Origin of the sequence: Rhizobium sp. BR 249 (assembly GCF_047445895.1) — a bacterium.
GTDB lineage: Bacteria > Pseudomonadota > Alphaproteobacteria > Rhizobiales > Rhizobiaceae > Rhizobium.
The window spans coordinates 28,563-51,907 of record NZ_JARWKX010000019.1 but is presented as its reverse complement, the minus strand read 5'-3'; the positions used below and the strand labels follow the sequence as shown (position 1 = coordinate 51,907).

Annotated in this window: 26 protein-coding genes; 10 read left to right on the top strand and 16 right to left on the bottom strand. The window is 60.6% G+C overall.

Going from position 1 to position 23,345, the window contains the following annotated elements:
• Positions 1-2: 2 nt before the first annotated feature.
• On the top strand, positions 3-488 hold the full coding sequence (locus QD408_RS18285) for a TerB family tellurite resistance protein (RefSeq protein WP_088682158.1): 486 nt from the start codon (positions 3-5) through the stop codon (positions 486-488).
• Positions 475-1,230, top strand: coding sequence for a glutamine amidotransferase (locus QD408_RS18280; protein WP_414140262.1), 756 nt, complete (start codon positions 475-477; stop codon positions 1,228-1,230). The genes QD408_RS18285 and QD408_RS18280 overlap by 14 nt, the downstream gene beginning before the upstream one ends.
• A gap of 25 nt (positions 1,231-1,255) precedes the next feature.
• On the opposite strand, the gene QD408_RS18275 is transcribed toward QD408_RS18280, so the two are convergent.
• Entirely contained in the window at positions 1,256-2,497 is a 1,242-nt protein-coding gene (locus QD408_RS18275) for an MFS transporter (RefSeq protein WP_414140261.1), read from the bottom strand.
• 139 nt (positions 2,498-2,636) lie between these two features.
• On the opposite strand from QD408_RS18275, the gene QD408_RS18270 reads away from it, so the two are divergent.
• Positions 2,637-2,927: a YggT family protein gene (locus QD408_RS18270; protein ID WP_088682210.1), complete on the top strand. Its 291-nt coding sequence runs from the start codon at positions 2,637-2,639 to the stop codon at positions 2,925-2,927.
• Complete coding sequence (locus QD408_RS18265; protein ID WP_414140260.1) at positions 2,924-3,235, top strand: DUF167 domain-containing protein; 312 nt, start codon at positions 2,924-2,926, stop codon at positions 3,233-3,235. The genes QD408_RS18270 and QD408_RS18265 overlap by 4 nt, the downstream gene beginning before the upstream one ends.
• A 4-nt stretch (positions 3,236-3,239) precedes the next feature.
• On the opposite strand, the gene ppa is transcribed toward QD408_RS18265, so the two are convergent.
• From ppa to QD408_RS18245, 4 genes are all read right to left on the bottom strand, one after another.
• The gene (gene ppa / locus QD408_RS18260) at positions 3,240-3,776 is read right to left on the bottom strand and encodes an inorganic diphosphatase (RefSeq protein WP_088682162.1); all 537 of its coding nucleotides are present in this window, start codon (positions 3,774-3,776) and stop codon (positions 3,240-3,242) included.
• A 149-nt stretch (positions 3,777-3,925) separates the two neighbouring features.
• Positions 3,926-4,432, bottom strand: a complete 507-nt coding sequence (locus QD408_RS18255) for an N-acetyltransferase family protein (RefSeq protein WP_414140259.1) — start codon at positions 4,430-4,432, stop codon at positions 3,926-3,928.
• Positions 4,433-4,734: 302 nt separating this feature from the next.
• Positions 4,735-6,555 carry a translational GTPase TypA gene (typA, locus tag QD408_RS18250; RefSeq protein ID WP_088682163.1) on the bottom strand — a complete coding sequence of 607 codons (1,821 nt, stop codon included), beginning with the start codon at positions 6,553-6,555 and terminating at the stop codon, positions 4,735-4,737.
• Positions 6,556-6,714: 159 nt separating this feature from the next.
• Positions 6,715-8,802: a M3 family metallopeptidase gene (locus QD408_RS18245; RefSeq protein ID WP_414140258.1), complete on the bottom strand. Its 2,088-nt coding sequence runs from the start codon at positions 8,800-8,802 to the stop codon at positions 6,715-6,717.
• A gap of 248 nt (positions 8,803-9,050) precedes the next feature.
• Here QD408_RS18245 and QD408_RS18240 point away from each other — a divergent pair, with 248 nt between their 5' ends.
• Positions 9,051-9,482, top strand: a complete 432-nt coding sequence (locus QD408_RS18240) for a hypothetical protein (protein WP_088682164.1) — start codon at positions 9,051-9,053, stop codon at positions 9,480-9,482.
• Between the two features lie 51 nt (positions 9,483-9,533).
• Here the strand turns inward: QD408_RS18240 and QD408_RS18235 are convergent, their stop codons facing one another.
• Positions 9,534-10,175 (bottom strand): LysE family translocator, encoded by a 642-nt coding sequence (locus QD408_RS18235; protein ID WP_088682165.1) that lies wholly within the window; start codon positions 10,173-10,175, stop codon positions 9,534-9,536.
• Between the two features lie 235 nt (positions 10,176-10,410).
• On the opposite strand from QD408_RS18235, the gene QD408_RS18230 reads away from it, so the two are divergent.
• Positions 10,411-11,817, top strand: a complete 1,407-nt coding sequence (locus QD408_RS18230; protein WP_088682166.1) for an adenylate/guanylate cyclase domain-containing protein — start codon at positions 10,411-10,413, stop codon at positions 11,815-11,817.
• A gap of 127 nt (positions 11,818-11,944) precedes the next feature.
• Here the strand turns inward: QD408_RS18230 and QD408_RS18225 are convergent, their stop codons facing one another.
• Positions 11,945-13,168, bottom strand: coding sequence for an argininosuccinate synthase (locus tag QD408_RS18225; protein ID WP_088682212.1), 1,224 nt, complete (start codon positions 13,166-13,168; stop codon positions 11,945-11,947).
• A 177-nt stretch (positions 13,169-13,345) separates the two neighbouring features.
• Between QD408_RS18225 and QD408_RS18220 the strand changes: the two genes are divergently transcribed.
• Entirely contained in the window at positions 13,346-14,197 is an 852-nt protein-coding gene (locus QD408_RS18220) for an SDR family NAD(P)-dependent oxidoreductase (RefSeq protein ID WP_088682213.1), read from the top strand.
• Positions 14,198-14,281: 84 nt separating this feature from the next.
• The gene (locus QD408_RS18215; RefSeq protein ID WP_414140299.1) at positions 14,282-14,923 is read left to right on the top strand and encodes a LysE family translocator; all 642 of its coding nucleotides are present in this window, start codon (positions 14,282-14,284) and stop codon (positions 14,921-14,923) included.
• Between the two features lie 96 nt (positions 14,924-15,019).
• Here the strand turns inward: QD408_RS18215 and QD408_RS18210 are convergent, their stop codons facing one another.
• The 5 genes from QD408_RS18210 to QD408_RS18190 all read right to left on the bottom strand — a co-directional run bounded on the left by QD408_RS18210 (position 15,020) and on the right by QD408_RS18190 (position 19,842).
• Entirely contained in the window at positions 15,020-15,814 is a 795-nt protein-coding gene (locus tag QD408_RS18210; protein WP_088682168.1) for an ABC transporter ATP-binding protein, read from the bottom strand.
• The gene (locus tag QD408_RS18205) at positions 15,811-16,689 is read right to left on the bottom strand and encodes an ABC transporter permease (protein WP_414140257.1); all 879 of its coding nucleotides are present in this window, start codon (positions 16,687-16,689) and stop codon (positions 15,811-15,813) included. Before QD408_RS18205 ends, QD408_RS18210 begins: the two co-directional genes overlap by 4 nt.
• Before the next feature lie 121 nt (positions 16,690-16,810).
• Positions 16,811-17,764 (bottom strand): ABC transporter substrate-binding protein, encoded by a 954-nt coding sequence (locus QD408_RS18200; RefSeq protein ID WP_414140256.1) that lies wholly within the window; start codon positions 17,762-17,764, stop codon positions 16,811-16,813.
• A 93-nt stretch (positions 17,765-17,857) separates the two neighbouring features.
• Positions 17,858-19,087 (bottom strand): 23S rRNA (adenine(2503)-C(2))-methyltransferase RlmN, encoded by a 1,230-nt coding sequence (gene rlmN, locus QD408_RS18195; RefSeq protein ID WP_414140255.1) that lies wholly within the window; start codon positions 19,085-19,087, stop codon positions 17,858-17,860.
• A 245-nt stretch (positions 19,088-19,332) separates the two neighbouring features.
• Positions 19,333-19,842 carry an invasion associated locus B family protein gene (locus QD408_RS18190; RefSeq protein WP_088682172.1) on the bottom strand — a complete coding sequence of 170 codons (510 nt, stop codon included), beginning with the start codon at positions 19,840-19,842 and terminating at the stop codon, positions 19,333-19,335.
• 335 nt (positions 19,843-20,177) lie between these two features.
• On the opposite strand from QD408_RS18190, the gene QD408_RS18185 reads away from it, so the two are divergent.
• Positions 20,178-20,735: a sigma-70 family RNA polymerase sigma factor gene (locus QD408_RS18185; RefSeq protein WP_414140254.1), complete on the top strand. Its 558-nt coding sequence runs from the start codon at positions 20,178-20,180 to the stop codon at positions 20,733-20,735.
• Here the strand turns inward: QD408_RS18185 and QD408_RS18180 are convergent.
• A complete protein-coding gene (locus tag QD408_RS18180; RefSeq protein ID WP_414140253.1) occupies positions 20,732-21,124 on the bottom strand; it encodes a YkvA family protein in 393 nt (130 codons plus the stop codon). The two genes, QD408_RS18185 and QD408_RS18180, sit on opposite strands and share 4 nt — an antisense overlap.
• A gap of 50 nt (positions 21,125-21,174) precedes the next feature.
• Complete coding sequence (locus QD408_RS18175; RefSeq protein WP_088682175.1) at positions 21,175-21,480, bottom strand: 4a-hydroxytetrahydrobiopterin dehydratase; 306 nt, start codon at positions 21,478-21,480, stop codon at positions 21,175-21,177.
• A 201-nt stretch (positions 21,481-21,681) separates the two neighbouring features.
• Between QD408_RS18175 and QD408_RS18170 the strand changes: the two genes are divergently transcribed.
• Positions 21,682-22,128, top strand: coding sequence for a low molecular weight protein-tyrosine-phosphatase (locus QD408_RS18170; RefSeq protein WP_414140298.1), 447 nt, complete (start codon positions 21,682-21,684; stop codon positions 22,126-22,128).
• Here QD408_RS18170 and thpR read toward each other — a convergent pair.
• Together thpR and QD408_RS18160 are read right to left on the bottom strand one after the other, a co-directional pair.
• A complete protein-coding gene (gene thpR, locus QD408_RS18165; RefSeq protein ID WP_088682177.1) occupies positions 22,035-22,628 on the bottom strand; it encodes an RNA 2',3'-cyclic phosphodiesterase in 594 nt (197 codons plus the stop codon). The genes QD408_RS18170 and thpR overlap by 94 nt on opposite strands.
• Positions 22,629-22,696: 68 nt before the next feature.
• Positions 22,697-23,341 (bottom strand): arylesterase, encoded by a 645-nt coding sequence (locus QD408_RS18160; protein ID WP_088682178.1) that lies wholly within the window; start codon positions 23,339-23,341, stop codon positions 22,697-22,699.
• Between the last annotated feature and the right edge of the window lie 4 nt (positions 23,342-23,345).

Here is a 23,345-nt window from a genome sequence, read left to right as displayed (position 1 = left end):
GCATGTTCGAACGCTTCCAGGCATTCTTCCACAATCTGACGTCCGATCACTCCAAGAAGGGCTTTGCCCCGGATGATCCGCGCATTGCGGTGGCGGCACTTTGCATGCAGGTCATGGAAGCCGACGGCCAGATCAAGACCAGCGAGAAGAAACGGCTGCGCAAGCTCCTGAAGGAGCAATATGCGCTCGACGGCAAACAGCTCGACGCCCTGATGGCCGCCGGCCTCGAAGCCGAAAGCACCGCGGTCGACTATTATCGCTTCACCTCCGACCTGAAGCGCCACCTCAACACGGAGCAGCGGCTGGAACTGATCGGCGTCCTCTGGGACATCGTCTATGCCGATGGCGAACGCAGCGAGATGGAAGACCATGTGATCTGGCGGATCGCCGACCTGCTCGGCGTCTCCTCGCGCGAGCGCATCCAGAAGCGGCAGGAAGCCGCCGCCAGGGTGACCGATGTTCAGGTTCTGCAAGATGACAGCGATTGAGCAAGATCCGAACCGCGACCGGCGCCCCATCCTCATCGTCCTGCATCAGGAGCGGTCGAGCCCGGGGCGCGTCGGCCAGTTGCTCGTCGAAAAAGGCTACCGCCTCGATATCCGGCGCCCGGTTCTCGGCGAACAGCTTCCGGCGACGCTCGAAGATCATGCCGGCGTCGTCGTCTTCGGCGGGCCGATGAGCGCCAATGATCCCGATGACTTCGTCAAGAAGGAGATCGAGTGGATCAAGGTTCCGCTCAAGGAAAAGCGCCCCTATCTCGGCATTTGCTTGGGTGCGCAGATGCTGGTCCATCATCTCGGCGGCAAGGTGCAATCGAATGCCGACGGTTCGACGGAGATCGGCTGGTATCCGCTGCGGCCGACGGAGAGAGGCCGGCTGCTGATGCACTGGCCGAAGATGGTCTATCATTTCCACCGCGAAGGCTTCGAGCTGCCGCACGGCGCCGATCTGCTCGCTGAAGGCGATGCCTATCCGAACCAGGCCTTCCGCTACGACAGCAACGCCTGGGGCCTGCAGTTCCATGCCGAACTCACCCGGGTGATGATGCATCGCTGGGTCGTCCATGGCGCGCATCGTTTCATCCTGCCGAACGCCCAGCAGGGCCGCGAGCATCTGGAAGGCCGCATGCTGTTCGATGCGCCGCTGAAAGCCTGGCTGACCGAATTTCTCGATATCGTCTTCGAAGGCAAGGCGGCGAAAGCCGCCTCCCCGATCACTCTCTCCGCATAAACCGCGGTGGCCCGAGGCCACGCCGCTATGCTGATCGACTGGGCGCGTCGAGCGTATCGATCCGGCGTAATTTCGGGAAGCTCGAAGCCCAGAGCGCCGCGACCACGAGCGTTCCGACCCCGCCGATGACGACTGCCGGCACCGCGCCGAAGATCGACGCCATCGTCCCTGCCCTGAATTCGCCGAGCTCGTTCGACGCGCCGACGAAGACCATGTTGACCGCATTGACCCGGCCGCGCAGGTGATCCGGCGTCCAGAGCGCGATCAGGCTCTCCCGCACATAGACCGATATCATGTCGGCTGCCCCCATCAGGGCGAGCGCGGCGATCGAGACTTCGGTATTGGTCGAGACGCCGAAGATGATGGTTCCGACACCGAACAAGGCGACGCCGATGAACATGTAGAGACCGGCGCGATGCTTCAGCGGATAGGCGGCCAGGAAGATCGCCATCACGATGGCACCAAGCCCGGGCGCGGCGCGCAGCAATCCGAGGCCCCAGGGCCCGAGCGTCAGGATATCGCGGGCGAAGATCGGCATCAGTGCGGTGGCGCCGCCGAGCAGAACGGCAAAGAGATCGAGCGAGATCGCCCCGAGCACCACTTTTTCGGCGCGGATGAAGCTGAAGCCGCCGAGGATCATCGCCCAGCTTTTGGCCTCGCCCGTCGTCTTCTGTTCCGGCTTCGGGATCATGTAGAGAAGAGCGGCACCCAGGATGGAAAAGACCACCGCCACCGTATAGGCCGTCGTCGCGCTGATGCCGTAGAGCAGGCCGCCGATCACCGGCCCGGTGATCGCGGCGAGCTGCCAGGACGAGGAATTCCAGGCGATCGCATTGGAAAGCGCGTGTTCCGGCACGAGGTTGGGCGCGAGAGACTGCACCGCCGGCGACATGAAGGCGCGTTCGATGCCGAAGATCAGAAGCACCCCGAAGACCGGCCACGGCGCGAAGGTTTCGGTCGCCGTCATGACCAATAGCGCCAGCGTGCAGAGCGCGCTCACCAGCGAGCAAAGTGCTGCGATCGCCCGGCGATTGTGCCGGTCGGCCACCGAACCGGTGACGAGGATGAGCAGCAGCGACGGCAGGAACTGTACCAGCCCGATCAGCCCGAGATAGATCGCCTTGCCCGTCTGGTCGTACATCTGCCAGCCGACGGCGACGCTGACGATCTGCTGCGAAAAGGAGAGCAGAAAACGCGCGAAGAAGAAGCGGGTGTAGGACGAATGCCGGAACGCGGCAAAACGGTCTCCGGTGGGCGAAAACGACATGGATGTTTTCCGAGGAAACGGGCGCCGGAATAGCTGCAAAGCCGCCCGTTAAACATGATTCACCATGCGTTTCCACACGGCACTTGCCCGTTTAGTCGCCAATGTCTACATCTCTGTCAACAACGAATTGGAGACGATGATGTTTGCACTGTTTCAAACCATTGATTTGGCTTTGAATATTTACACCTGGATCCTGATTGCCAGCGCCATTTTTTCCTGGCTCTACGCCTTCAACGTCATCAATTCCAGCAATCAGTTCGTCAATTCGGTCGGCACGTTCCTCTATAATGTCACCGAACCGGCGCTGAGGCCGATCCGCCGCTTCCTGCCGAACCTTGGCGGCATCGATATTTCGCCGATCATCCTGCTGCTGATCATCTTCTTCCTGCGCACCCTGCTTTGGACTACGCTATACCCGCTGGTCGCTTGAGCCGCCCCTGGAGCCTCCATGACGACCATCTGCGCCTCGCCGTCCGGCTGACGCCGAATGGCGGGCGTGATGCGATTGACGGCATCGAGGCGGATGGCGAGGGCGAAACCCATCTGAAGGCGCGCGTCACCTCAGTGCCGGAAAAGGGCAAGGCCAACAAGGCCCTCATCCTTCTGATCGCCGGGTTCCTGCGCATTCCCAAATCTTCCATCAGCCTCGTCTCCGGCGAGACGGCGCGCAAAAAAATCCTCCGGATCGAGGGCGACCCGGAGGATTTGGCAAAAAAGCTAGAAGCACTTTTCGGCTGAGCGATCAGCCCTTCGTGTTCTTGGCGCGCTCGACGGCTTCGATGATGAGCTGGCCGGCTTCCTTGGAGTCGCCCCAACCGTAGATCTTCACCCACTTGCCGGGCTCCAGATCCTTGTAGTGCTCGAAGAAGTGCTCGATCTGCTTCAGCGTGATCTCCGGAAGATCGGTGTAATCCTTCACCTTCTCGTAGCGCAGCGTCAGCTTCGGCGACGGCACGGCGATGATCTTCTCGTCCTTGCCGGAATTGTCTTCCATCTTCAGGACGCCGATCGGGCGCACGTTGATGACGCAGCCCGGGACGAGCGGACGGGTGCTGGCGATCAGCACGTCGATCGGGTCGCCGTCTTCGGACAGCGTGTGCGGCACGAAACCGTAATTGCCCGGATAGGTCATAGGCGTATAGAGGAAACGGTCGACGACGAGCGTGCCGGCTTCCTTGTCCATTTCATACTTGATCGGATGGCCGCCGACGGGAACCTCGACGATTACGTTGACGTCTTCAGGGGGATTCTTACCGATTGCAACGGCGTCGATGCGCATACGAAACTCCTGCGAGGTTGAATTGCTCGCAGCCAGTTAATCGGTTTCATGCGGCAACGCAACATTGGAGATCACCAATGCGTGATGGCGCCGACACGCAACCACATCAAAATTCTAGCAGGAGATGAGCGAACCGCCTCCGAGGCGGTTCAGTTCCAGATGAAGCCGATTTTCTTCAACTGCTTGTGGTCGAAATTTTCCATGCCTTCGCAGAAATCCATGCCGCCATGGCTGCGGTAAAACCGGCTGGCATTCTCGTTGTCCTCGAGGCACCAGACGACCAGCCCGTTGCAGCCGAGCGACTTCAGGAGCCGCCTCGCCTCCCCGAACAACATCCTGCCGAGGCCGATGCCCTGATATTCGGGGCGAAGATAAAGCTCGTAGATTTCGCCTTCCTGGGGCAGGGCGCGGGCGCGGTTGAGCCCAAGCGTGGCGTAGCCGGCAACCGTTCCGGCAACATCGAGAACCAGCAGCGTCGCGGGGCCGCGTGTTGCCTTGCGCCACCAGTTTTCACCGCGCCGCTCGATCATCTGCGTCAGCGCACGATGCGGAATGATCCCTGCATAGGTATGCTGCCAGGCGAGCCTGTGGGTTTCCGAAATGGCTCGGGCATCATACGGCTCGGCCCGCCGGACATCGATCGACAACGTCTTCATAACGCTTACTCTGGTCCTGCCAGGAGCAATTAACCATATGCGACAGCGCATTCCGGCCGATTGCCCACAGACTTAACATGTGGACGATGGTCAAATTTTAACGCTTTTTTAACGATTGTCACAAGCCGGAATCGACGCCGCGCACAACAAAAAACCCCGGCGCGAAGGCCGGGGTTCAAAAGAGATATTAGAGCATGTCGCGCAAAAGTGTGCGGCGGTTTTGCGTTAACGACATGCGTAACAACAAAGACCTAAAGCGCGAAGAGCGAATCTGAAAGATCGCGACGCGCTTTAGAACGCTCTCAGAGAGCAGCCTTCGACTTTTCGAAACGCTTGCGGTCGTTGGCGTCGAGATACATCTTGCGCAGACGAATATTCTTCGGCGTCACTTCCATCAGCTCGTCGTCCTGGATCCAGGAAAGCGCACGATCAAGCGTCATGCGGATCGGCGGCGTCAGCTTCACCGCTTCGTCCTTGCCCGCAGCGCGGATGTTGGTGAGCTGCTTGCCCTTCAGGACGTTCACTTCAAGATCGTTGTCGCGCGAGTGGATGCCGATGATCATACCGGCATAGACCTTTTCGCCCGGCTCGATGATCATCGGGCCGCGATCCTCCAAATTGAACATCGCATAGGCGACGGCTTCGCCGGCAGCGTTGGCGAGGAGCACGCCGTTGACCCGGCCACCGATCACACCCTTGTAGGGCTGGTAGTCGTGGAACAGGCGGTTCATGATCGCCGTGCCACGCGTATCCGTCAGCAGTTCCGACTGGTAGCCGATCAGGCCGCGCGTCGGTGCGTAGAAACGCAGGCGAAGACGGTTGCCGCCCGACGGACGCAGCTCGACCATTTCGGCCTTGCGCTCGGACATCTTCTGCACGACGACACCGGAATGTTCTTCGTCGACGTCGATGACGACTTCTTCGATCGGCTCCAGCAGCTGACCGCTTTCATCCTTGTGCATCACGACGCGCGGGCGCGACACGGCAAGCTCGAAACCTTCACGACGCATGGTCTCGATGAGAACGGCGAGCTGAAGTTCGCCGCGGCCGGACACGTAGAACGAATCCTTGCCTTCGGCTTCTTCGATCTTCAGGGCGACGTTGCCTTCGGCTTCCTTGAACAGACGATCGCGGATGACGCGTGAGGTCACCTTGTCGCCTTCGGTGCCGGCCAGCGGGCTGTCGTTGACGATGAAGGACATGGTCACCGTCGGCGGATCGATCGGCTGCGCCTTCATGGCTTCCGAGACGGACGGATCGCAGAATGTGTCTGCGACAGTGCCCTTGGAAAGACCGGCGATCGCGACGATGTCGCCCGCGTGCGCTTCGTCGATCGCCGTGCGCTCGATACCGCGGAAGGCGAGGATCTTGGAGATTCGGCCAGTTTCGATCAGCTTGCCATCCTGGCCGAGAACCTTGACGGCCTGGTTCGGCTTGATCGAGCCCGAGGCGATACGGCCGGTGATGATACGGCCGAGGAAGGGGTTGGCTTCGAGGATGGTGCCGATCATGCGGAACGGGCCTTCTTCGACAGTCGGCTCCGGAACGTGCTTGAGCACCAGGTCGAGAAGCGGAGCAAGACCCTCATCCTTCGGGCCTTCCGGATTGACGTTCATCCAGCCGTCGCGGCCCGAACCGTACATGATCGGGAAGTCGAGCTGTTCGTCGGTCGCGTCGAGATTTGCAAAGAGGTCGAAGACTTCGTTGATGACTTCTTCATGACGGCCATCGGGACGGTCGATCTTGTTGATCGCGACGATCGGGCGAAGGCCGACCTTCAGCGCCTTGGAGACGACGAACTTGGTCTGCGGCATCGGTCCTTCGGAGGAATCGACCAGAACGATCGCGCCGTCCACCATCGAGAGAATGCGCTCGACCTCACCGCCGAAGTCGGCGTGGCCGGGGGTGTCGACGATGTTGATACGGACACCTTTCCATTCCACCGAGGTCGCCTTGGCGAGAATGGTGATGCCGCGTTCCTTTTCAAGGTCGTTCGAGTCCATCACGCGTTCTGCAACGCGCTGGTTCTCGCGGAACGAGCCGGACTGTTTCAGAAGCTCGTCAACGAGGGTCGTTTTGCCATGGTCAACGTGCGCGATGATCGCGATGTTGCGAAGTGCCATTTGTCATAATCTCTGAGGCTGGGGCGCTACGCCAAGTGGACGCGCCATTTACGTTTGGCGCGCTCTTACCGGTTTTTTTGCGATTGCGAAAGGGGGTGGCACACGAAAGCTGCGGCATGGTTGCCACCATGCCGCTTTGCTCCATGTCATCAAACTGTCTTAAGCGTCGCTGCCTGTCAATTCCTCGAAGGTCGCAAGCCCCTTCTTGACGAGCATCGCATCCGGGCTCGGCAGCTTGCCGCGGAAGGCCTTGTAGGCATCTTCGGGATCGACCGACCCGCCGGTGGAGTAGATGTTTTCCCTGAGTTTGCGCGCCATTTCGCCGTTGAAGGCGTCTCCCGTCTCCTCGAAGGCGGCAAAGGCGTCGGCATCGAGCACCTCGGACCACATGTAGGAGTAATAGCCGGCCGAATAGCCGCCGGAGAAGATGTGCTGGAAATGCGGCGTCGCGTGCCGCATGACGATCGATTTCGGCATGCCGATCTCGGCCAGCACCTCGGCCTGCACCGCCATCGGGTCCTCGACGGTCTCCCGCGTGTGAAACGCCATGTCGACCAACGCCGAGGAGGTGAACTCGACCGTATTGAAGCCGGCATTGAAGGTGCGCGCCGCCAGCACCTTGTCGAGCAGGACCTGCGGCATCGGCTCCCCGGTTTCGAAATGCACGGCATATTGCTTGAGGATGGCGGGAACCGTCAGCCAGTGCTCGTAGAGCTGCGAGGGCAGTTCGACGAAATCGCGCGAGACGCCGGTGCCTGAAACGGAGGGGTAAGTGACATTGGAAAGCATGCCGTGCAGCGCATGGCCGAATTCGTGGAACAGCGTGCGGGCATCGTCGAGCGACAGCAGCGCCGGCTTGCCTTCGGCGGGCTTCGCGAAGTTGCAGACATTATAGATGATCGGCAACTCGCCGTGGCGGCCGTTCTTGAGCTCCAGCCGGTGCTGCGATTGCAGCGAGCTCATCCAGGCGCCTGAGCGCTTCGAACTGCGGGCGAAATAATCGCCGAGGAAGAGCGCGACCAGCCTGTCGTCGCGATCCCTGATTTCGAAAACCCTGACATCAGGATGATAGGCCGGCACGCCCTTCTTCTCCACGGCACGGATGCCGAACAGCCGGCCCGCCACGTCGAAGCAGGCATCGATGATTTTTTCGAGCTGCAGATAGGGCTTGAGTTCGGCCTCGGAGAAATCGAACTTCCGCGCCCGGATCTTTTCGGCGTAGTGGCGCCAGTCCCAGGGCATCACCTCATGGTTCCGGCCCTCCTCGGCGATCAGCGCCGCAATGTCGATCTCTTCCTCGCCGGCGCGTTTCACCGCCCGCGCCCAGACGGCCTTCAATAGGCCGTTCACCGCATCGGCCGTCTTGGCCATCGTGTTGTCGAGCTTCAGCTCGGCGAAATTGCCATGGCCGAGCAGCCTCGCCACCTCATGCCGTAAGGCCAGCGTTTCCTTGATGACGGCGCGATTGTCCGTCGTCCCGCCATTTGCGCCGCGCGCCACCCATGCCTTGAAAGCCTGCTCGCGCAGATCACGGCGTTCCGAGAAGGTCAGGAACGGCTCGATGATCGAGCGGGACAGCGTCACGGCATATTTACCCTCCTCGCCGCGCTCGCGTGCCGCCGCAGCCATTGCGTCGCGCAGGAATTCCGGCAGTCCGTCGAGCTCCGCGCCCTCGGAAAGCGTCAGCGCCCAGGCCGTCTCGTCGGCCAGCACGTTCTGGCCGAATTGCGTGCCGAGGCCGGCGAGCTTTTCATTGATCGCTGCAAGCTTTTCCTGTTCGGCCTTTTCAAGCTTGGCGCCCGACTTGACGAAACCTTTCCAATGGCGTTCCAGCACGCGCGTCTGTTCGAGCGTCAGGCCAAGGCTCTTGCGGTTTTCCCAGAGCGTATCGATGCGGGCAAAAAGCGCGGCATTCATGCCGATCTTCGAATAGTGGCGCGACATCTTCGGCGAGATCTCCCGCTCCAGCGCCTGGATGACGTCATTGGTATGGGCGCCCGCCCTGTTCCAGAACAGCGCCGAGACGCGCGACAGCGCATCTCCCGCAATCTCCAGCGCCACGACCGTATTCTCGAATGTCGGCGCATCGGCATTTCCGGCGATCTCGTCGATCTCCCTTTCATGCTCGGCAAGCGCCGCCTCGAAAGCGGCGGCAAAATCGCCGTCGTTCAACGCATCGAAACGCGGCAGGCCGTGAAGGCCGTCCCATTTGACCAGCGCCGGATTGAAATCATGGGGAGAGGGCATCGGAGAATCCTTTTTGGCATGCGAATGGATGGTCAATATAGGAGAGCAACCGCAGAATTGGTATGTCGCCGGCAATGGCCTTTTGTCTCGCACGCCAAATCTGGCGGGCGCGCGCCAAATCCGGTTGACATCACAAAAATCTGGTGGACAAAATTTGACTCACGAAAATTAACCATTTGTTAACGATTGACGCGAATCGGACGCAAGCGCTAGTTTCCCGGTGTTCTTCTTGTAAGGGGACATGCGCCATGGAAATTTTTTCTGTGCGGTCTTCTCAGAGTTTGCTATTTAAAAACAATCCTAATAACGCAAAAAGTTCGAAGACCTCTGATATTGAAATCGAGACCAGAGCTCCGGCCCCGGCCTCGTTCCAGATCGAAGACGACCTTGATGACGGGCTCGATTTTACCGCGGTCAGCCCTGGAGAATTGCGCAATTACGCGCGCCAAAGCTTCGACAGCGGCCTGATCGACCAGAATACCTATGCCGCGATTTCCGAACCGCTGCCGATGCATGCGATCGATCCGCTCGGCAATCTCATCGATCTCTCCAGCGTCACCGACGGCACGAGCTTCAATTTTCTCGATTATTATAAGGACCAGCTCCAGATCGCCATGTCGATCGGCGATGCGGGCGAAGTTCAGACGCTGAAATCGATCGTCAACTTTTTGGATAGCTGATCAGAGCACGATACCGAAAAATGTAAGCGGTATCATGCTCTCGATTCCAGGTCAGGCCCTGCGCCAGCCGAGCAGGCCGGGCGTCGCGTGCCAGAGCGCCTGAACGGCAAAACCCATGAAGAGCACGCCTGAGGTGCGCACGATCAGCCGCTCATGCGCACGGTAGAAGCGGCGTACCGCACCCGCGCCGATGATGCCGATCAGGATGATGTCGGCGGTCACGAAACCCACGAACGACACGCCGAGAAGCACCGGCAGCGCCTCGAAATCGAGCGCGCCGGCCGAGCCTGCGACCAGCGCGGTGAATGTGGCGAGAGCGACCGGATAACCCTTCGGATTGGTGACTCCGAAAATCAGGCCGCGGCGAAACGGCCGTTCGACCATCACGAGCGCCTGCCCGTCCGCTTTCGGCTTGGCATTGACGGCGCTCCAGCCGATCCAGGCAAGATAGAAGCCGCAGGCAAGGCCGAGCAGATCGAAGACGAAGGTTCCGATCGTCTTCGCCCCGACGATCGCGATCAGCGCCAGCGACGACCAGATGATATCCCCGACCAGATGCCCCATCATGAAGAAGGCGCCGGCCTTGCGCCCCTGCCCGGCGCCGATGCCGAGCAGTTGCAGGAAAGCGGGTCCGGGGATGAGCACGTAGAAGAGCGCCGCCAGGAAGGCGCCGAAGAGCAGGGACTGCGTCATGGAAATGCTCCGGAGGATGATTGTGGCAGACTAAGCGATCACGAACGTCCGTCAAGAGTAGTTGCACTGCATGAGACGTGGAAGCAGACATGCGGGGACGGCCTCCGGCCCGCGACGCCACGCCGGACGGGAAGCGAGCGGCATCCGCGCTACAGATTTCTATTGGAAAATTCCCATGTTATGATGCCGGTATCGGCATGATCAGCCATAGGTTATGCGCACAGAGACTTGTCTGATGAGCGAAGTGGACGTGCTTTTTACCACATTGCGACAGGCAGCCGACCCGAAGACGGTCGATTGCATCGAAAACGTGGTCTTGCGTGGTTTGGATCGCGATCTCAATCGCATCAATGCGCTCGCCTTCGCCGAGAAGCACAATCTCGACGAAGAGAAAACGATCGCAGCACTTCTCCATGCAGCGCGCATGGGCGCGTTCGAGATGACCTGGAATGTCCTTTGTCCAGGATGCGGCGGCGTCCTGGACAGCGGCGCAACCCTCAAAGGGGTCGTCCAGGACACCTACCATTGCGCGCTCTGCGCGGCCGGATATGAACCGACCCTCGACGAAATGGTCGAGGTAACGTTCACGGTCAGTCCACGCGTGCGCAGGATTGCCGCCCACGAGCCCGATCTGCTGCCTCCGCTCGAATATTACCGCCAAATCTTCTTCAGCTCCGGGATCGACCTGCCGGAGAACCTGGAAGCGAAATTCGCACGCATCATGCTGGAGATCATCGAGCTGGCGCCGGGCGAGAAGGCTTTCGTCTCACTGCAACTGCCGGCGCAATTCGTCATCATCTTCGATGCGGTCACGCACTCGGCACAGTTCATCGACGTGAAGGGCGAACCGACCGACGAACGTCAAAACCTCTCGATGGTCATCAGCCGGGGGCATGCGCTGAACGAGACGCTGACGCTGCGTCCCGGCTTGCTGCGGCTCACCCTCGAGAACCACACCGATCGCCGAGTCGTGCCGAACGTCTGCATAGCAGGAGATGATCTGCACGAACTGCTCGGCCGCAGACGGCCTTTTCTGACGGCCAAGCGCCTGCTGACGAACCAGAGTTTCCGGGATATTTATCGGACCGATACTCTCGACGTCGACCAGCGCCTCAAGATCACCAGCCTGACTTTCCTCTTCACCGACTTGAGGGGCTCGACCGCTCTTTACGAGCGCGTCGGAGATCTCGCCGCCTTCGATCTGGTGCGGGCGCATTTCCGCGTTCTTCATGAAATCGTCGCCACGGAGGCCGGAGCGGTCGTCAAGACCATAGGCGACGCCGTGATGGCGACCTTTCCGAGGCCGGACCGCGCGGTGGCGGCCGCCTTGCGGATGCGGGAAGCAATGCTCCGGCTGAACGCCGAACACGGCAGCGACGATCTTCTCCTGAAGATCGGCATCCATGAGGGGCCATGCCTCGCGGTCAACCTGAACGATCGGCAGGACTATTTCGGCCAGACCGTCAACATCGCCTCCCGAGTCCAAGGCCTTGCCGATCCCAATGTGATCATGACGACGGAAGCGATCGTCGGGGACGCCCGGGTTTCGGAGATCCTGCATAACGGCGGCATCTCATCGGCCTCCCGGATGGCCGAGCTTCAAGGCATCGGAAGAGAAGTGAGAATCTTCGCCTTGTCGTAAGCTGCACTCGCTCCTCGGCGCCAAGCAGACTGGGCAGCAGCACTGCTGCCATGGCACCTCAGCCCACGAAAAAGCCCGCACGGCACAAATGCCGGCGGGCTCATATTCGTTCAAGGGCGAAGCAGGATTACTTCGCGAGGTTCCGCTTGCCGAGCGTGCGCAGGCGCAGCGCGTTGAGCTTGATGAAGCCGGCCGCATCCTTCTGGTCGTAGGCGCCCTGGTCGTCCTCGAAGGTAACGAGCTTGTCGGAATAGAGCGACTTGGCGCTCTCGCGGCCGATGACCATGACGTTGCCCTTGTAGAGCTTCAGCGTCACTTCGCCTTCGACATGCTCCTGGCTCTTGTCGATCAGCGCCTGCAGCATCTCGCGCTCCGGCGAGAACCAGAAGCCGTAATAGATCAGCTCGGCGTAGCGCGGCATGATCTCGTCCTTGAGATGGGCCGCCCCGCGGTCGAGGGTGATCGATTCAATGGCGCGGTGCGCCGAAAGCAGGATCGTGCCGCCCGGCGTTTCATAGACGCCGCGCGACTTCATGCCGACGAAGCGGTTTTCGACGAGGTCGAGGCGGCCGATGCCGTTGTCGCGGCCGTAATTGTTGAGCGTGGCGAGCAGCGTGGCCGGGGACATCTCGACACCGTTGATCGATACGGCATCGCCCTTGCGGAAGCCGACCTTGATGGTGGTCGCCTTGTCGGGGGCCGCTTCCGGCGAGATCGTGCGCATATGCACATATTCAGGAGCTTCCTGCGCCGGATCTTCGAGAACCTTGCCCTCGGAAGAGGAGTGCAGCAGGTTGGCGTCGACGGAGAAGGGAGCCTCGCCCTTCTTGTCCTTGGCGACCGGGATCTGATGCTGCTCGGCAAAAGCGAGCAGATCGGTGCGGCTCTTGAAGGACCAATCACGCCACGGCGCGATGATCTTGATATCGGGGTTCAAAGCATAGGCGGAAAGCTCGAAACGGACCTGGTCGTTGCCCTTGCCGGTCGCACCATGGGCGATCGCATCCGCGCCGGTCTTGCGGGCGATATCGATCAGATGCTTGGAAATCAGCGGACGGGCGATCGAGGTGCCCAAGAGATAGACGCCCTCGTAGACGGCATTGGCGCGGAACATCGGGAAGACGAAATCGCGCACGAATTCCTCGCGCACGTCCTCGATGTAGATCTCCTTGATGCCGAGCATCTCGGCCTTCTTGCGCGCCGGCTCCAGCTCTTCGCCCTGGCCGAGATCGGCGGTGAAGGTGACGACTTCGGCGCCGAGCTCCGTCTGCAGCCACTTCAGGATGATCGAGGTGTCGAGGCCGCCGGAATAGGCGAGCACGACTTTCTTCACGTCTTTGTATGATGCCATGGTGATGAGGTCCGTTACATAAAGGCCGGCGAAAACCCGGTGTCGCGGCACTTTTAGCGAGATTGGCGCGTGACGCAAGGGCAAGTGCTGCGGCTGACGGCGCCGATACCGTTTGACAGTCCGAAAGCGGAGCCCATATTCGCCAACGTCCGAACAATGATCGAGGAGGGGCTCCCCGTGACGAATATTCAAGACATTTTCAAGAAATCCAATGTTGCAGTCGTCACCGGCGGCGCTTCCGGCATCGGCTTTGCCGCGGCGAAATATTTCGCCGAGCGCGGCATGAGCGTCGTCATCGCCGATCTCGGCGGCGACCGGCTGGCGAACGCCGCCGACGAACTCAAGGCCATTTCAGGCGAGGAAAATGTGATGGCGGTCGAGACCGACGTCGCAAGCCGCGACTCGCTGGAAGCGCTCGAACGCGCGGTGCTCCAGCGTTTCGGCCGCGTGCACGTGCTGATGAACAATGCCGGCATCGGCCCGGAAACCTCGATCTTCAGCCCGCAGGCGAACTGGGACCATATCTTCGCCGTCAACCTGATGGGCGTCATAAACGGCACGCGCACCTTCGGCCCGAAGATGCTGTCGCATGGCGAGCCCGGCCTCATCATCAACACCGGCTCCAAGCAGGGCATCACCACGCCGCCCGGCAATCCCGCCTACAATATCTCCAAATCAGGCGTGAAGGTCTTCACCGAGGCATTGGAGCACGAGCTTCGCAACACCGAAGGCGCGAAGATCTCCGCGCATCTCCTGATCCCCGGCTTCGTCTTCACCGGCCTCACCCAGGGCGACCGCGCGGAAAAGCCGGCCGGCGCCTGGACGCCGGAGCAGACGGTCGATTTCATGATCGAAAGCCTCGCACGCGGCGATTTCTATATTCTCTGCCCCGACAACGACGTGGCCCGCCCGCTCGACGAACGCCGCATGGCCTGGGCGGCCGGCGATATCATCGAGAACCGCCCGCCACTGTCGCGCTGGCACAAGGACTATGCCGACAAGTTCAAGGCCTTTCTGGAACAGAAGTGATCGGCGCCATCAGCAGGTTTGATTGGTAATTTTTTGAAAGCCGGATAAGAGATCATGGGGTCTTTCCGGCTTTCAGAGCGCGCCATGGATTTCCTGCCCGACCTGCCGACACTTCTGGCCTTTGCCGCCGCAACGCTCCTGCTTGCGGCGACTCCAGGCCCTGACATGACGCTGTCGATCAGCCGCGCGCTGGCCCAGGGCAAGAAGGCAGCATTCTTCGTCGTCATCGGCACCAGTCTCGGCATCGTCGTGCACACCATGCTGGTCGCCTTCGGCATTTCGGCGCTGATCACCGCTTCGCCGACCGCCTTCCTGATCCTGAAGACCGGCGGTGCTGCCTATCTGTTCTGGCTGGCGGTGCAGGCGATCCGCTTCGGCTCGAAGCTCACGGTCGCCAAGGTCGAGGCGCAGAAGGGGACCGCGCTCGCAAACATCTCGTCCGGCTTCTGGGTCAACCTCCTGAACCCGAAGGTCATCATCTTCTTCATGACCTTCCTGCCGCAATTCGTCAGCGCCGGCGATCCCGCCGTCACGCAGAAACTGCTTTTCCTTGGGCTGTGCTTCATCCTGTTCGCCATGCCGGTCAATGCCGCCGTGGTCCTTGCCGCCGACTGGCTGGCCTCGTGGCTGCAGAACAACAGGAAGGTGCTGCGCGGCATGGACTACACCTTCGCCGGCGTCTTCTCACTCTTCGCGGCCAAGATCCTGCTCACCCAGGCACGCTGAGCTCAGCCAATCAGCGCGCGGTCGCGCAGCGATCCGCACGCTGTCGGTTTATCCGATCAGCACGCTGTTGGCTCAGCCGATCAGCACGCTGTTGGCTTAGCCAATCAGCAAAGCATCGTCATCGAGCGTCTGGCCGCGCATCTTGCGGAACATGGCGATGAGGTCTTCGACCTGCAGGTTCTTTCGGTTGTCGCCCGCCACGTCGAGAACGATCTCGCCGCCATGCAGCATGATCGTGCGGTGGCCGTAATCCAGCGCCTGGCGCATGGAATGCGTCACCATCATCGTCGTCAGCTTGCGCTCGGCAACGATCTTCTGCGTCAGGTTCATCACGAACTCGGCCATCCCGGGATCGAGTGCGGCCGTATGTTCGTCGAGCAATAGCACTTCCGAACCGGCAAGTGTCGCCATGACGAGCGAAACCGCCTGCCGCTGCCCGCCCGAGAGCAGATCCATGCGGTCCTTCAGCCGGTTTTCCAGCCCGAGGTTCAACTCGGCGATCCGCTCCTTGAAATAGTCGCGCCTGTTGCCGCCGAGCGCCGGCAGAAGTCCGCGCTTTTCGCCGCGCCGTGCCGCCAGAGCGAGGTTTTCCTCGATCGACAACGCGCCGCAGCTTCCCGTCAGCGGATCCTGGAAAACGCGGGCCACCAGCCCGGCGCGCGCCGCCGTCGATTTGCGCGTCACGTCGCTCTTGCCGATCAGCACCTGGCCTTCGCTCGGCAGGACGTCGCCGGCGAGCACGCCGAGCAGCGTCGATTTGCCGGCGCCGTTGGAGCCGATGACGGTGACGAAGGAGCCTTGCTCGATGGTCAGGCTGACGCCGTTCAGCGCCTGCTTCTGCAGCGGCGTGCCGCGTCCGAAAACGACCTTGATATCCCTAACGCTGATCACGATACGGCACCTCGGCGAAGACGGGGAAGGATGAGTGCGACGGTCACGAGTACCGCCGTGACGAAATTGAGGTCGGAGGCCTGCAGGCCGATGACGTCGCTCGAAAGCGCCAGCTGGATCGCGATACGATAGAGGATCGAACCGAGCACGCAGCCGATCAGCGCGATCAACAGGCCCCGGCGCCCGAGCAGCGTCTCGCCGATGATGACGGCGGCGAGGCCGACGACGATCGTGCCGACGCCGGAGGTGACGTCGGCAAAGCCGTTCGTCTGGGCAAACAATGCGCCGCCGAAGGCGACAAGCGCATTGGAGATCGCCATGCCGAGATAGATCTGCCGGCTGGTATCGACGCCTTGGGCGCGGGCCATCCGCGCATTGGCGCCGGTCGCGCGCATGGCAAGCCCGGCATCGCTTTCCAGGAAGCGCCAGACCAGGATGAGCGCGACGACGACGAGAACGCCGACGAAGAGCGGCCGCACGTAGAAATCACGCAGGCCATGGCCGAAGAACGGGCTGATCATCGTATCGGCGTTGATGAGCGCGACGTTGGGTTTGCCCATTACTCTCAAATTGACGGAAAACAGCGCGATCATCGTCAGGATCGAGGCGAGCAGATTGAGGATCTTGAAGCGCACGTTGAGCAGCGCCGTCACCATGCCGGCCGCTGCTCCTGCCGCCATCGCGATCAACGCCGCAAGCCAGGCGTTGACGCCGGCGATGATCAGCACTGCCGTTACCGCTGCACCGAGCGGAAAGGAACCGTCCACCGTCAGGTCGGGAAAATCGAGGACGCGGAAGGCGAGATAGACGCCGAGTGCGACGAAGGAATAGACCAGGCCGAGCTCGACGGCCCCCCAGAATGCGATTTGGCTCAAGGCTTTCAGCCCCTTTTTGTTTCCGTTCCGCCCGTCGCGAAACCGCAGCCTTTTAATACTTCAGCCGCCCCCGCGCAAACGGGAGCGGCTGAATGTGAATGGTCGATGCAACGATGAACGCTTATTCGATGACCTTGTTGGCGCGCGAAAGCACGCTTTCAGGCAGGGTGACGCCCATCTTGGCCGCAGCAGCCTTGTTGACGACGAGATCGCTGCCGGCTGCGGTCTTGACGGCGATATCGCCCGGGTTCTCACCCTTCAGCACGCGAACGACGATTTCGCCCGTCTGCTTGCCGACATCGTAATAGTTGAAGCCGAGGGCGGCGATCGAACCGCGCGAAACCGAATCCGTATCGGCAGTGAAGAGCGGCAGCTTGCTCTCTTCGGCAACCGCGACGGCGCCTTCCAGCGCGGAGATGATCGTGTTGTCGGTCGGAACGTAGATTGCGTCGGCGCGGCCGACGAGGGCACGCGCGGCACCCTGAACTTCGGCAGACTTAGTGGTGGCCGATTCCACAACCGTCAGGCCGGCCTTTTCGGCTTCGGCCTTCAAGACGGCGAGCAGCGAAACCGAATTCGCCTCGCCCGAATTGTAGAGATAACCGATCGTTTTAACCTTCGGCAGGATTTCCTTGATCAGCGCCAGGTGTTCGGCAACGGGAGACATGTCGGAAAGGCCGGTGACGTTGCCGCCCGGCTTGTCCATGTTCTTGACGAGCTGGGCGCCGAGCGGATCGGAGACGGCGGTGAAGACGACGGGAATGTCGCGCGTCGCGGAGACGACGGCCTGGGCGGATGGCGTCGAGATCGGCACGATGACATTGGGCTCGTCGCCGGCGAACTGGCGAGCGATCTGGGCTGCCGTCGCCGGATTGCCCTGCGCCGATTCGAACAGGAATTTCAGGTTCTCGCCTTCCTTGTAGCCGGCAGCCGTCAGCACGTCGAGAACGCCCTTGCGGGCTGCGTCCAGCGCCGGGTGCTCGACGATCGCCGTCACGGCAACGGTAACGTCATCGGCCTTTGCGGGCAGGGAAAGCGCCAAAGTGGCGGCAAGAGCGAGCAGAATCGGGCGCATTTGTATCCTCCTGATTGATTTTGGCGGCACTATTAGGAAAAGCGCATGCTTAAATCAATGCAGGAGAATTGTAGCGAGGATCAAACTTGCTGATCAGTCGTCAGCGCCGTGATTGGCGATCATCATCGCCTCGAAGGCCAGGCGCTCGGTCTTGCGCATGCGTTCGGATTCCGATTTCAGCTGGCCGCAGGCGGCCAGAATGTCGCGGCCGCGCGGCGTGCGGATCGGCGAAGCGTAGCCGGCCGAATTGATGAAATCGGCGAATTTCTCGATCTGCTCCCAGTCGGAACACTGATAATTGGTGCCAGGCCAGGGGTTGAACGGAATGAGGTTGATCTTGGCCGGCACGCCCTTCAGGAGCTTGATCAGCCCCTTGGCGTCCTCAAGGCTGTCGTTGACGTCCTTCAGCATCACATATTCGAAGGTGATGCGCCGTGCGTTGGAAAGGCCGGGATAGGCCTTGCAGGCCTCGATCAGCTCTTTCAGCGGGTACTTCTTGTTGATCGGCACCAGAATGTCACGCAGGTCATCCCGCACCGCATGCAGCGAGATCGCCAGCATGACGCCGATCTCTTCGCCGGTGCGGAAGATCTCCGGCACGACGCCCGAGGTGGAAAGCGTCACGCGGCGCTTGGAGAGCGACAGCCCATCGCCATCGGTGGCGATCAACAATGCCTGCTTGACGGCATCGAAGTTATAAAGCGGCTCGCCCATGCCCATCATCACGATGTTGCTGACCTTGCGGCCCTCGGCAGGCATGATCGTACCCTGCGGCGCTTCGCGATCCGGGAAGTCGCCGAGCCGGTCGCGGGCAAGCAACAGCTGCGACAGAATTTCCTCCGCCGTCAGGTTGCGCACCAGGCGCTGTGTCCCGGTGTGACAGAATGAACAGGTGAGCGTGCAGCCGACCTGGCTGGAAATACAGAGCGTGCCGCGGCCCTCTTCCGGAATGTAGACGGCCTCGATCTCGACGGGGCGGCCTGCGCCGCGCGCGGGAAAGCGCAGCAGCCATTTGCGCGTTCCGTCGTTGGAGACCTGCTCCTCGACGATTTCAGGACGCTCGATGGTGAAATGCTGCTTCAGCATTTCGCGCATGTCCTTGGCGACATTCGTCATATGGTCGAAGTCGGAAACCCCGCGCACATAGATCCAGTTCCAGAGCTGCGAGACGCGCATCTTGATCTGCTTCTCGGCCACACCTTTTTCCCGGAGCGCGGCCGCCATCTCCTCGCGGGAGAGCCCGATCAGCGACGGCTTCTCGACGCCGGAAGAGGGGCGCGCGGCCTGCGGCTTGTTGACGACGATCGCATCCATGACCGACATAGTCTTTCATCCCGAATTCGAACACGTAACCGTTCCGCAAGCCGCGGACTTCAGGGTCTGATCCGGAAGACTTGCGGGCGCATGACGGCACATTGGCAGAAATTGATGGCGGACGGCGACTGATATCGCGATCTGTCCGCTGTTTGCGCGGCCTTTAGCATCATTTTGCCCGCGCGTCACTATAGATGGAAATAACGAAGGCCGGCGCAAGGCCGGCCTTTTGAATTCTATCGACGAAAACCCGCTTACTTGCAGGTTTCGATCTGCTTCAGCGCAGCCGAGATACCCGAAAGCGAATAGCTGTAGGAGGTGCCGGTGCCCTTGCGCGAGACGGCATTCACCGTCATCGAGTGACCGCTCTTCATCGCGGCGACAAGGGCCGGCTCCTGTGCGGCGTTTTCGACCCAGCCGGCCTTGTCCTTGGTGAACATCACGAAGGTCTTGTTGTCGATGACGACGTTGATCTTCGAATTTTCCTTCACCGTATAGCCCATCATCGCCTGCGGCTCGTAGGAAATGTTCTGGCCCGGACGCTGGGAGACAATGAAGAAATTGTCGCCGTGATCGACGCTTGCGGGCTGCTTTGCCGTCGGAACGGACAGCACGTAGCAGACGGTGCTGCTGCCCGACTTGTAGGAATAGGCGCCCCAGGCCTGGAACTGCTGGATGCGGTTCGGCGCGGCCTGCTGCGCTGCCGCCACTCCGGCCATGGTCAAGGTGAGTGCGAGGGCGGATACGATACTTTTTACAAACATGGATTCCTGCCGGTTCTTGCGATTCAAGGCCCGAAGCGATCATAGCGGGCGCCGCATAATCACGATCTGCTTTATTTTGACTTAATTCAGGTTACCAAATGGTCAACAATAGCTGCGATTTGTATCTGCCTGTGTCATTTCAACCCGAGTATCAATTTTCGTCCCTTTGACGGTCTTGGTCGTGACACCATGACGTGATGGCATCGGCCGTGCGTTCGGCTGAATTTAAGACACAAAGATTCAGGCAAGAGTTTGACCTTTCTCAATTCCGTTGTACCTCATTAAGACTTGGAAATTCGGGGCAAAATTTCGCCGCAGGGGGATCGTGAGAGGACATGGATGCCGGGGAAAGACAGCGTTTCGCTGCCCTCGCAAAGGCCGTTGCGGACGACCGCGACCAGCAGGCCTTTTCCATCCTGTTCGATTATTTCGCGCCCCGCCTGAAATCCTGGCTGATGCGCCGGAAGATGACGGCAGGCGAGGCCGAGGAGCTGGTCCAGGAAATCATGATCGTGCTTTGGCACAAGGCCGGTCTCTACGATGCCACGCGATCTTCGCTGTCGACCTGGCTTTTCCGTATTGCCCGCAACCGCCGGATCGACCTGCAGCGCCGCACCAGCACCCGCGTCTTCGACGAGACCGATCCGGCCCTGCGGCCGCCCGCCGAGATCGGCGCGGATGAAATGATCGCCAACGACGACCGCGACGCCAAGATACGCGCCGCCATCGAAGAACTGCCGGAAGAACAGCGCGACATGCTGCGCGCCGCCTTCTTCCTCGGCCAATCGCATTCGGAAATCGCCGAGGCGACCGGACTGCCGCTCGGCACGGTCAAATCGCGCATCCGGCTTGCCTTCGGCAAGCTCCGCAAGGTGCTGGAGCAGGAGAGTTAAATCGTTTTCATCGCCTCTTCCGGCCCGTCGGCGAGGACCCGGTCGGCCGCTTCGTAATGGCCTGGCCGGATATGGCCGCGCACCATGGCGAAGGCAGCCGAGAGCACCGCGATATCGTCGGAAAAACCGATGACGGCGAAAATGTCGGGGATCATGTCGACCGGCATGACGAAATAGGCAAGTGCCGCGAGCAGCACGCCGCGCACCTTGGTCGGCGTCTGCGGATCGAGCGCGCAGTAGAAACCGGCGACGACATCACGCGAAAACGGAATCTGCCGCACCGCCCGCCGGAAGGTCGGCCAGAATTTCTGCCGCACGGTCTTTTCCCGGCGGCTCTGCGTATCCTCGTCGCCCGGCAGCAGGATTTCCCCGAATTTGACGTCGTCCATCCCTCACATCCTTTCGTCCATGCGAACATATGGTGATGGCGCGTCCGCTTTCAAACAAGTCGTCTCGCCGCCGCCTTCTCCATCGCCCTGGCGAGTTTGAAATCCAGCTCCGTCAGTCCGCCGGCATCATGCGTGTTCAGCGTCACCTCCACCTTGGAATAGACATTGAACCATTCGGGATGGTGGTTGAGCTTTTCAGCCGTAATCGCTGCTTCCGTCATGAAGCCGAAAGCCTCGATGAAATTTGAAAACTTGAATGTCTTCGATATCGCGGAGGCCGTGTCGTTGAGCGTCCAGCCCTCAAGCTTGCTCAGTTCAGCCTCGACTGCCGCACGCTCCAGTTTTTCCCATTTCATGCCATGGTCCTCCTATCCGTCTGCAGGTCTACCGATGAAACGCATCAGTATCCTCTTCGTTTGCATGGGCAATATATGCCGTTCGCCGCCAGAACAGGATGATTTAAGGCCGGATCGGCCTTAAATCTGAATCCTGTTCTTAATTAAAGAGTTAGAGCATGATGTCGTCCGAAAACCGCTCACAATTTTCGGCATCATGCTCTGGCGGAAGGAATTTTTGGCCATCTCGTCACGCAAGCGGGCCTGACCGATCATTTTACGATCGATTCTGCCGGCACCGGCGGCTGGCACGAAGGCGATCAGCCCGACCAGCGCTCGATCGCCACCGCGAAAAGCCATGGCATAGACATATCGGGACAGCACGCCCGGCGCATCCAACCCAAGGATTTCATGGATTTCGATCTGATCCTCGCCATGGACCGCGACAACGTGGCGGCACTTGAAAAGATCGCACCGCCGGGAACCGACATCCGTCTTTTCGGCGACGCCGCGCTTGGAACCGGAGAAGATATCCCCGATCCCTATTATGGCGGCCCGGGCGGTTTCGAGCTGGTTTATACCAGGCTCTTGACCGGCTGCAGCAGCCTGCTCGAAACGCTCGGCGTCGAGCGCGCCTCGTGCAGCGGGAACACTTCCTCGGTGAGGTAAGGGCCGCCGCCGACCGATTCGCGCGATGAAAGCAGCACGAAGCGCGGCGCCGTGAAGGTCGCGGTGTGGAAGTTGCCGCGTCCGGCCAGATACTGCACGACATCGTCGAGCCGCGAGGACTTGAGCCTTGCCAGCGTCACATGCGGCGTGAATTTGCGCGGATCCGGCGGCAGGCCGATGCGCTGGCAGATGCGCTCGATCTCAGCCTGCAGAGCATACATCTCAGGCGATTGCGAAACGCCGGCCCAGACCGAATGCGGTTTCTTCGAGCCGAAGGAACCGATACCTTCGAGCCGGAACTGGAATTCCGGCCGGTCGATCCGGTCGAGGCGTTCTACGATTTCATCGGCCGTACGGCCGTCGACATCACCGATGAAGCGCAACGTGATGTGGTAATTCTCCACATCGATCCATCGTGCTCCGGGGAGGCCACCGCGCAGCAATGAAAGGCTCATCGCCGCATTGCGCGGAATTTCGAGGGCGGTAAACAGTCTCGGCATAACGAGCACTCCCCGAATCTTTTGCAGGTACTCACACGGAATCACGCAATCAACAACCGCGCAAGCCCCTATTTCTTCACAGTAGAAATCGTCCCGATGAAATTTGTGACATCGGCTTCCATCTTGCCGACCATGACGTCCACGCCCTTGGCATTCGGATGCATTCCGTCCTCGAGCTTCAGCCCCGCATCCAGCGCCACACCGTCGAGGAAGAAGGCATAGAGCGGAACCCCGTGTTTTTCCGAAAGTTCCCGGTAGATCGGATTGAAGCGCGCGGCATAGTCCGCCCCCATGTTCGGCGGTGCCATCATGCCGACGAGCAGCACGGCAATTCCTCGTTCCTTTAGCCGGGCAATCATCTGGTCGAGATTCTTTTCGCTCTCCTGAGGCGGGATGCCGCGCAACGCATCATTGGCGCCGAGCTCCAGAATGACGCCATCGGTGCCGTCGGGAACCGACCAGTCGATCCGGGCAAGCCCTCCTGTCGTCGTATCGCCGGAGACACCGGCATTGGCGATCGCGACGTCGAGCCCCTTCGCCTTCAGGGCCGCCTGCAGCTTTTCGGGAAAGCCGTCACCGGGCGGCAGCTGATACCCCGCCATCAGGCTGTCGCCAAATCCGACGAGATTGATCGTCCGTGCATTTGCTGCGGCGGCAAAGATCAGCGAGACGGCAATGACGGTGAATTGAAGGGCGGCAACTTTAAATCTCATCCTG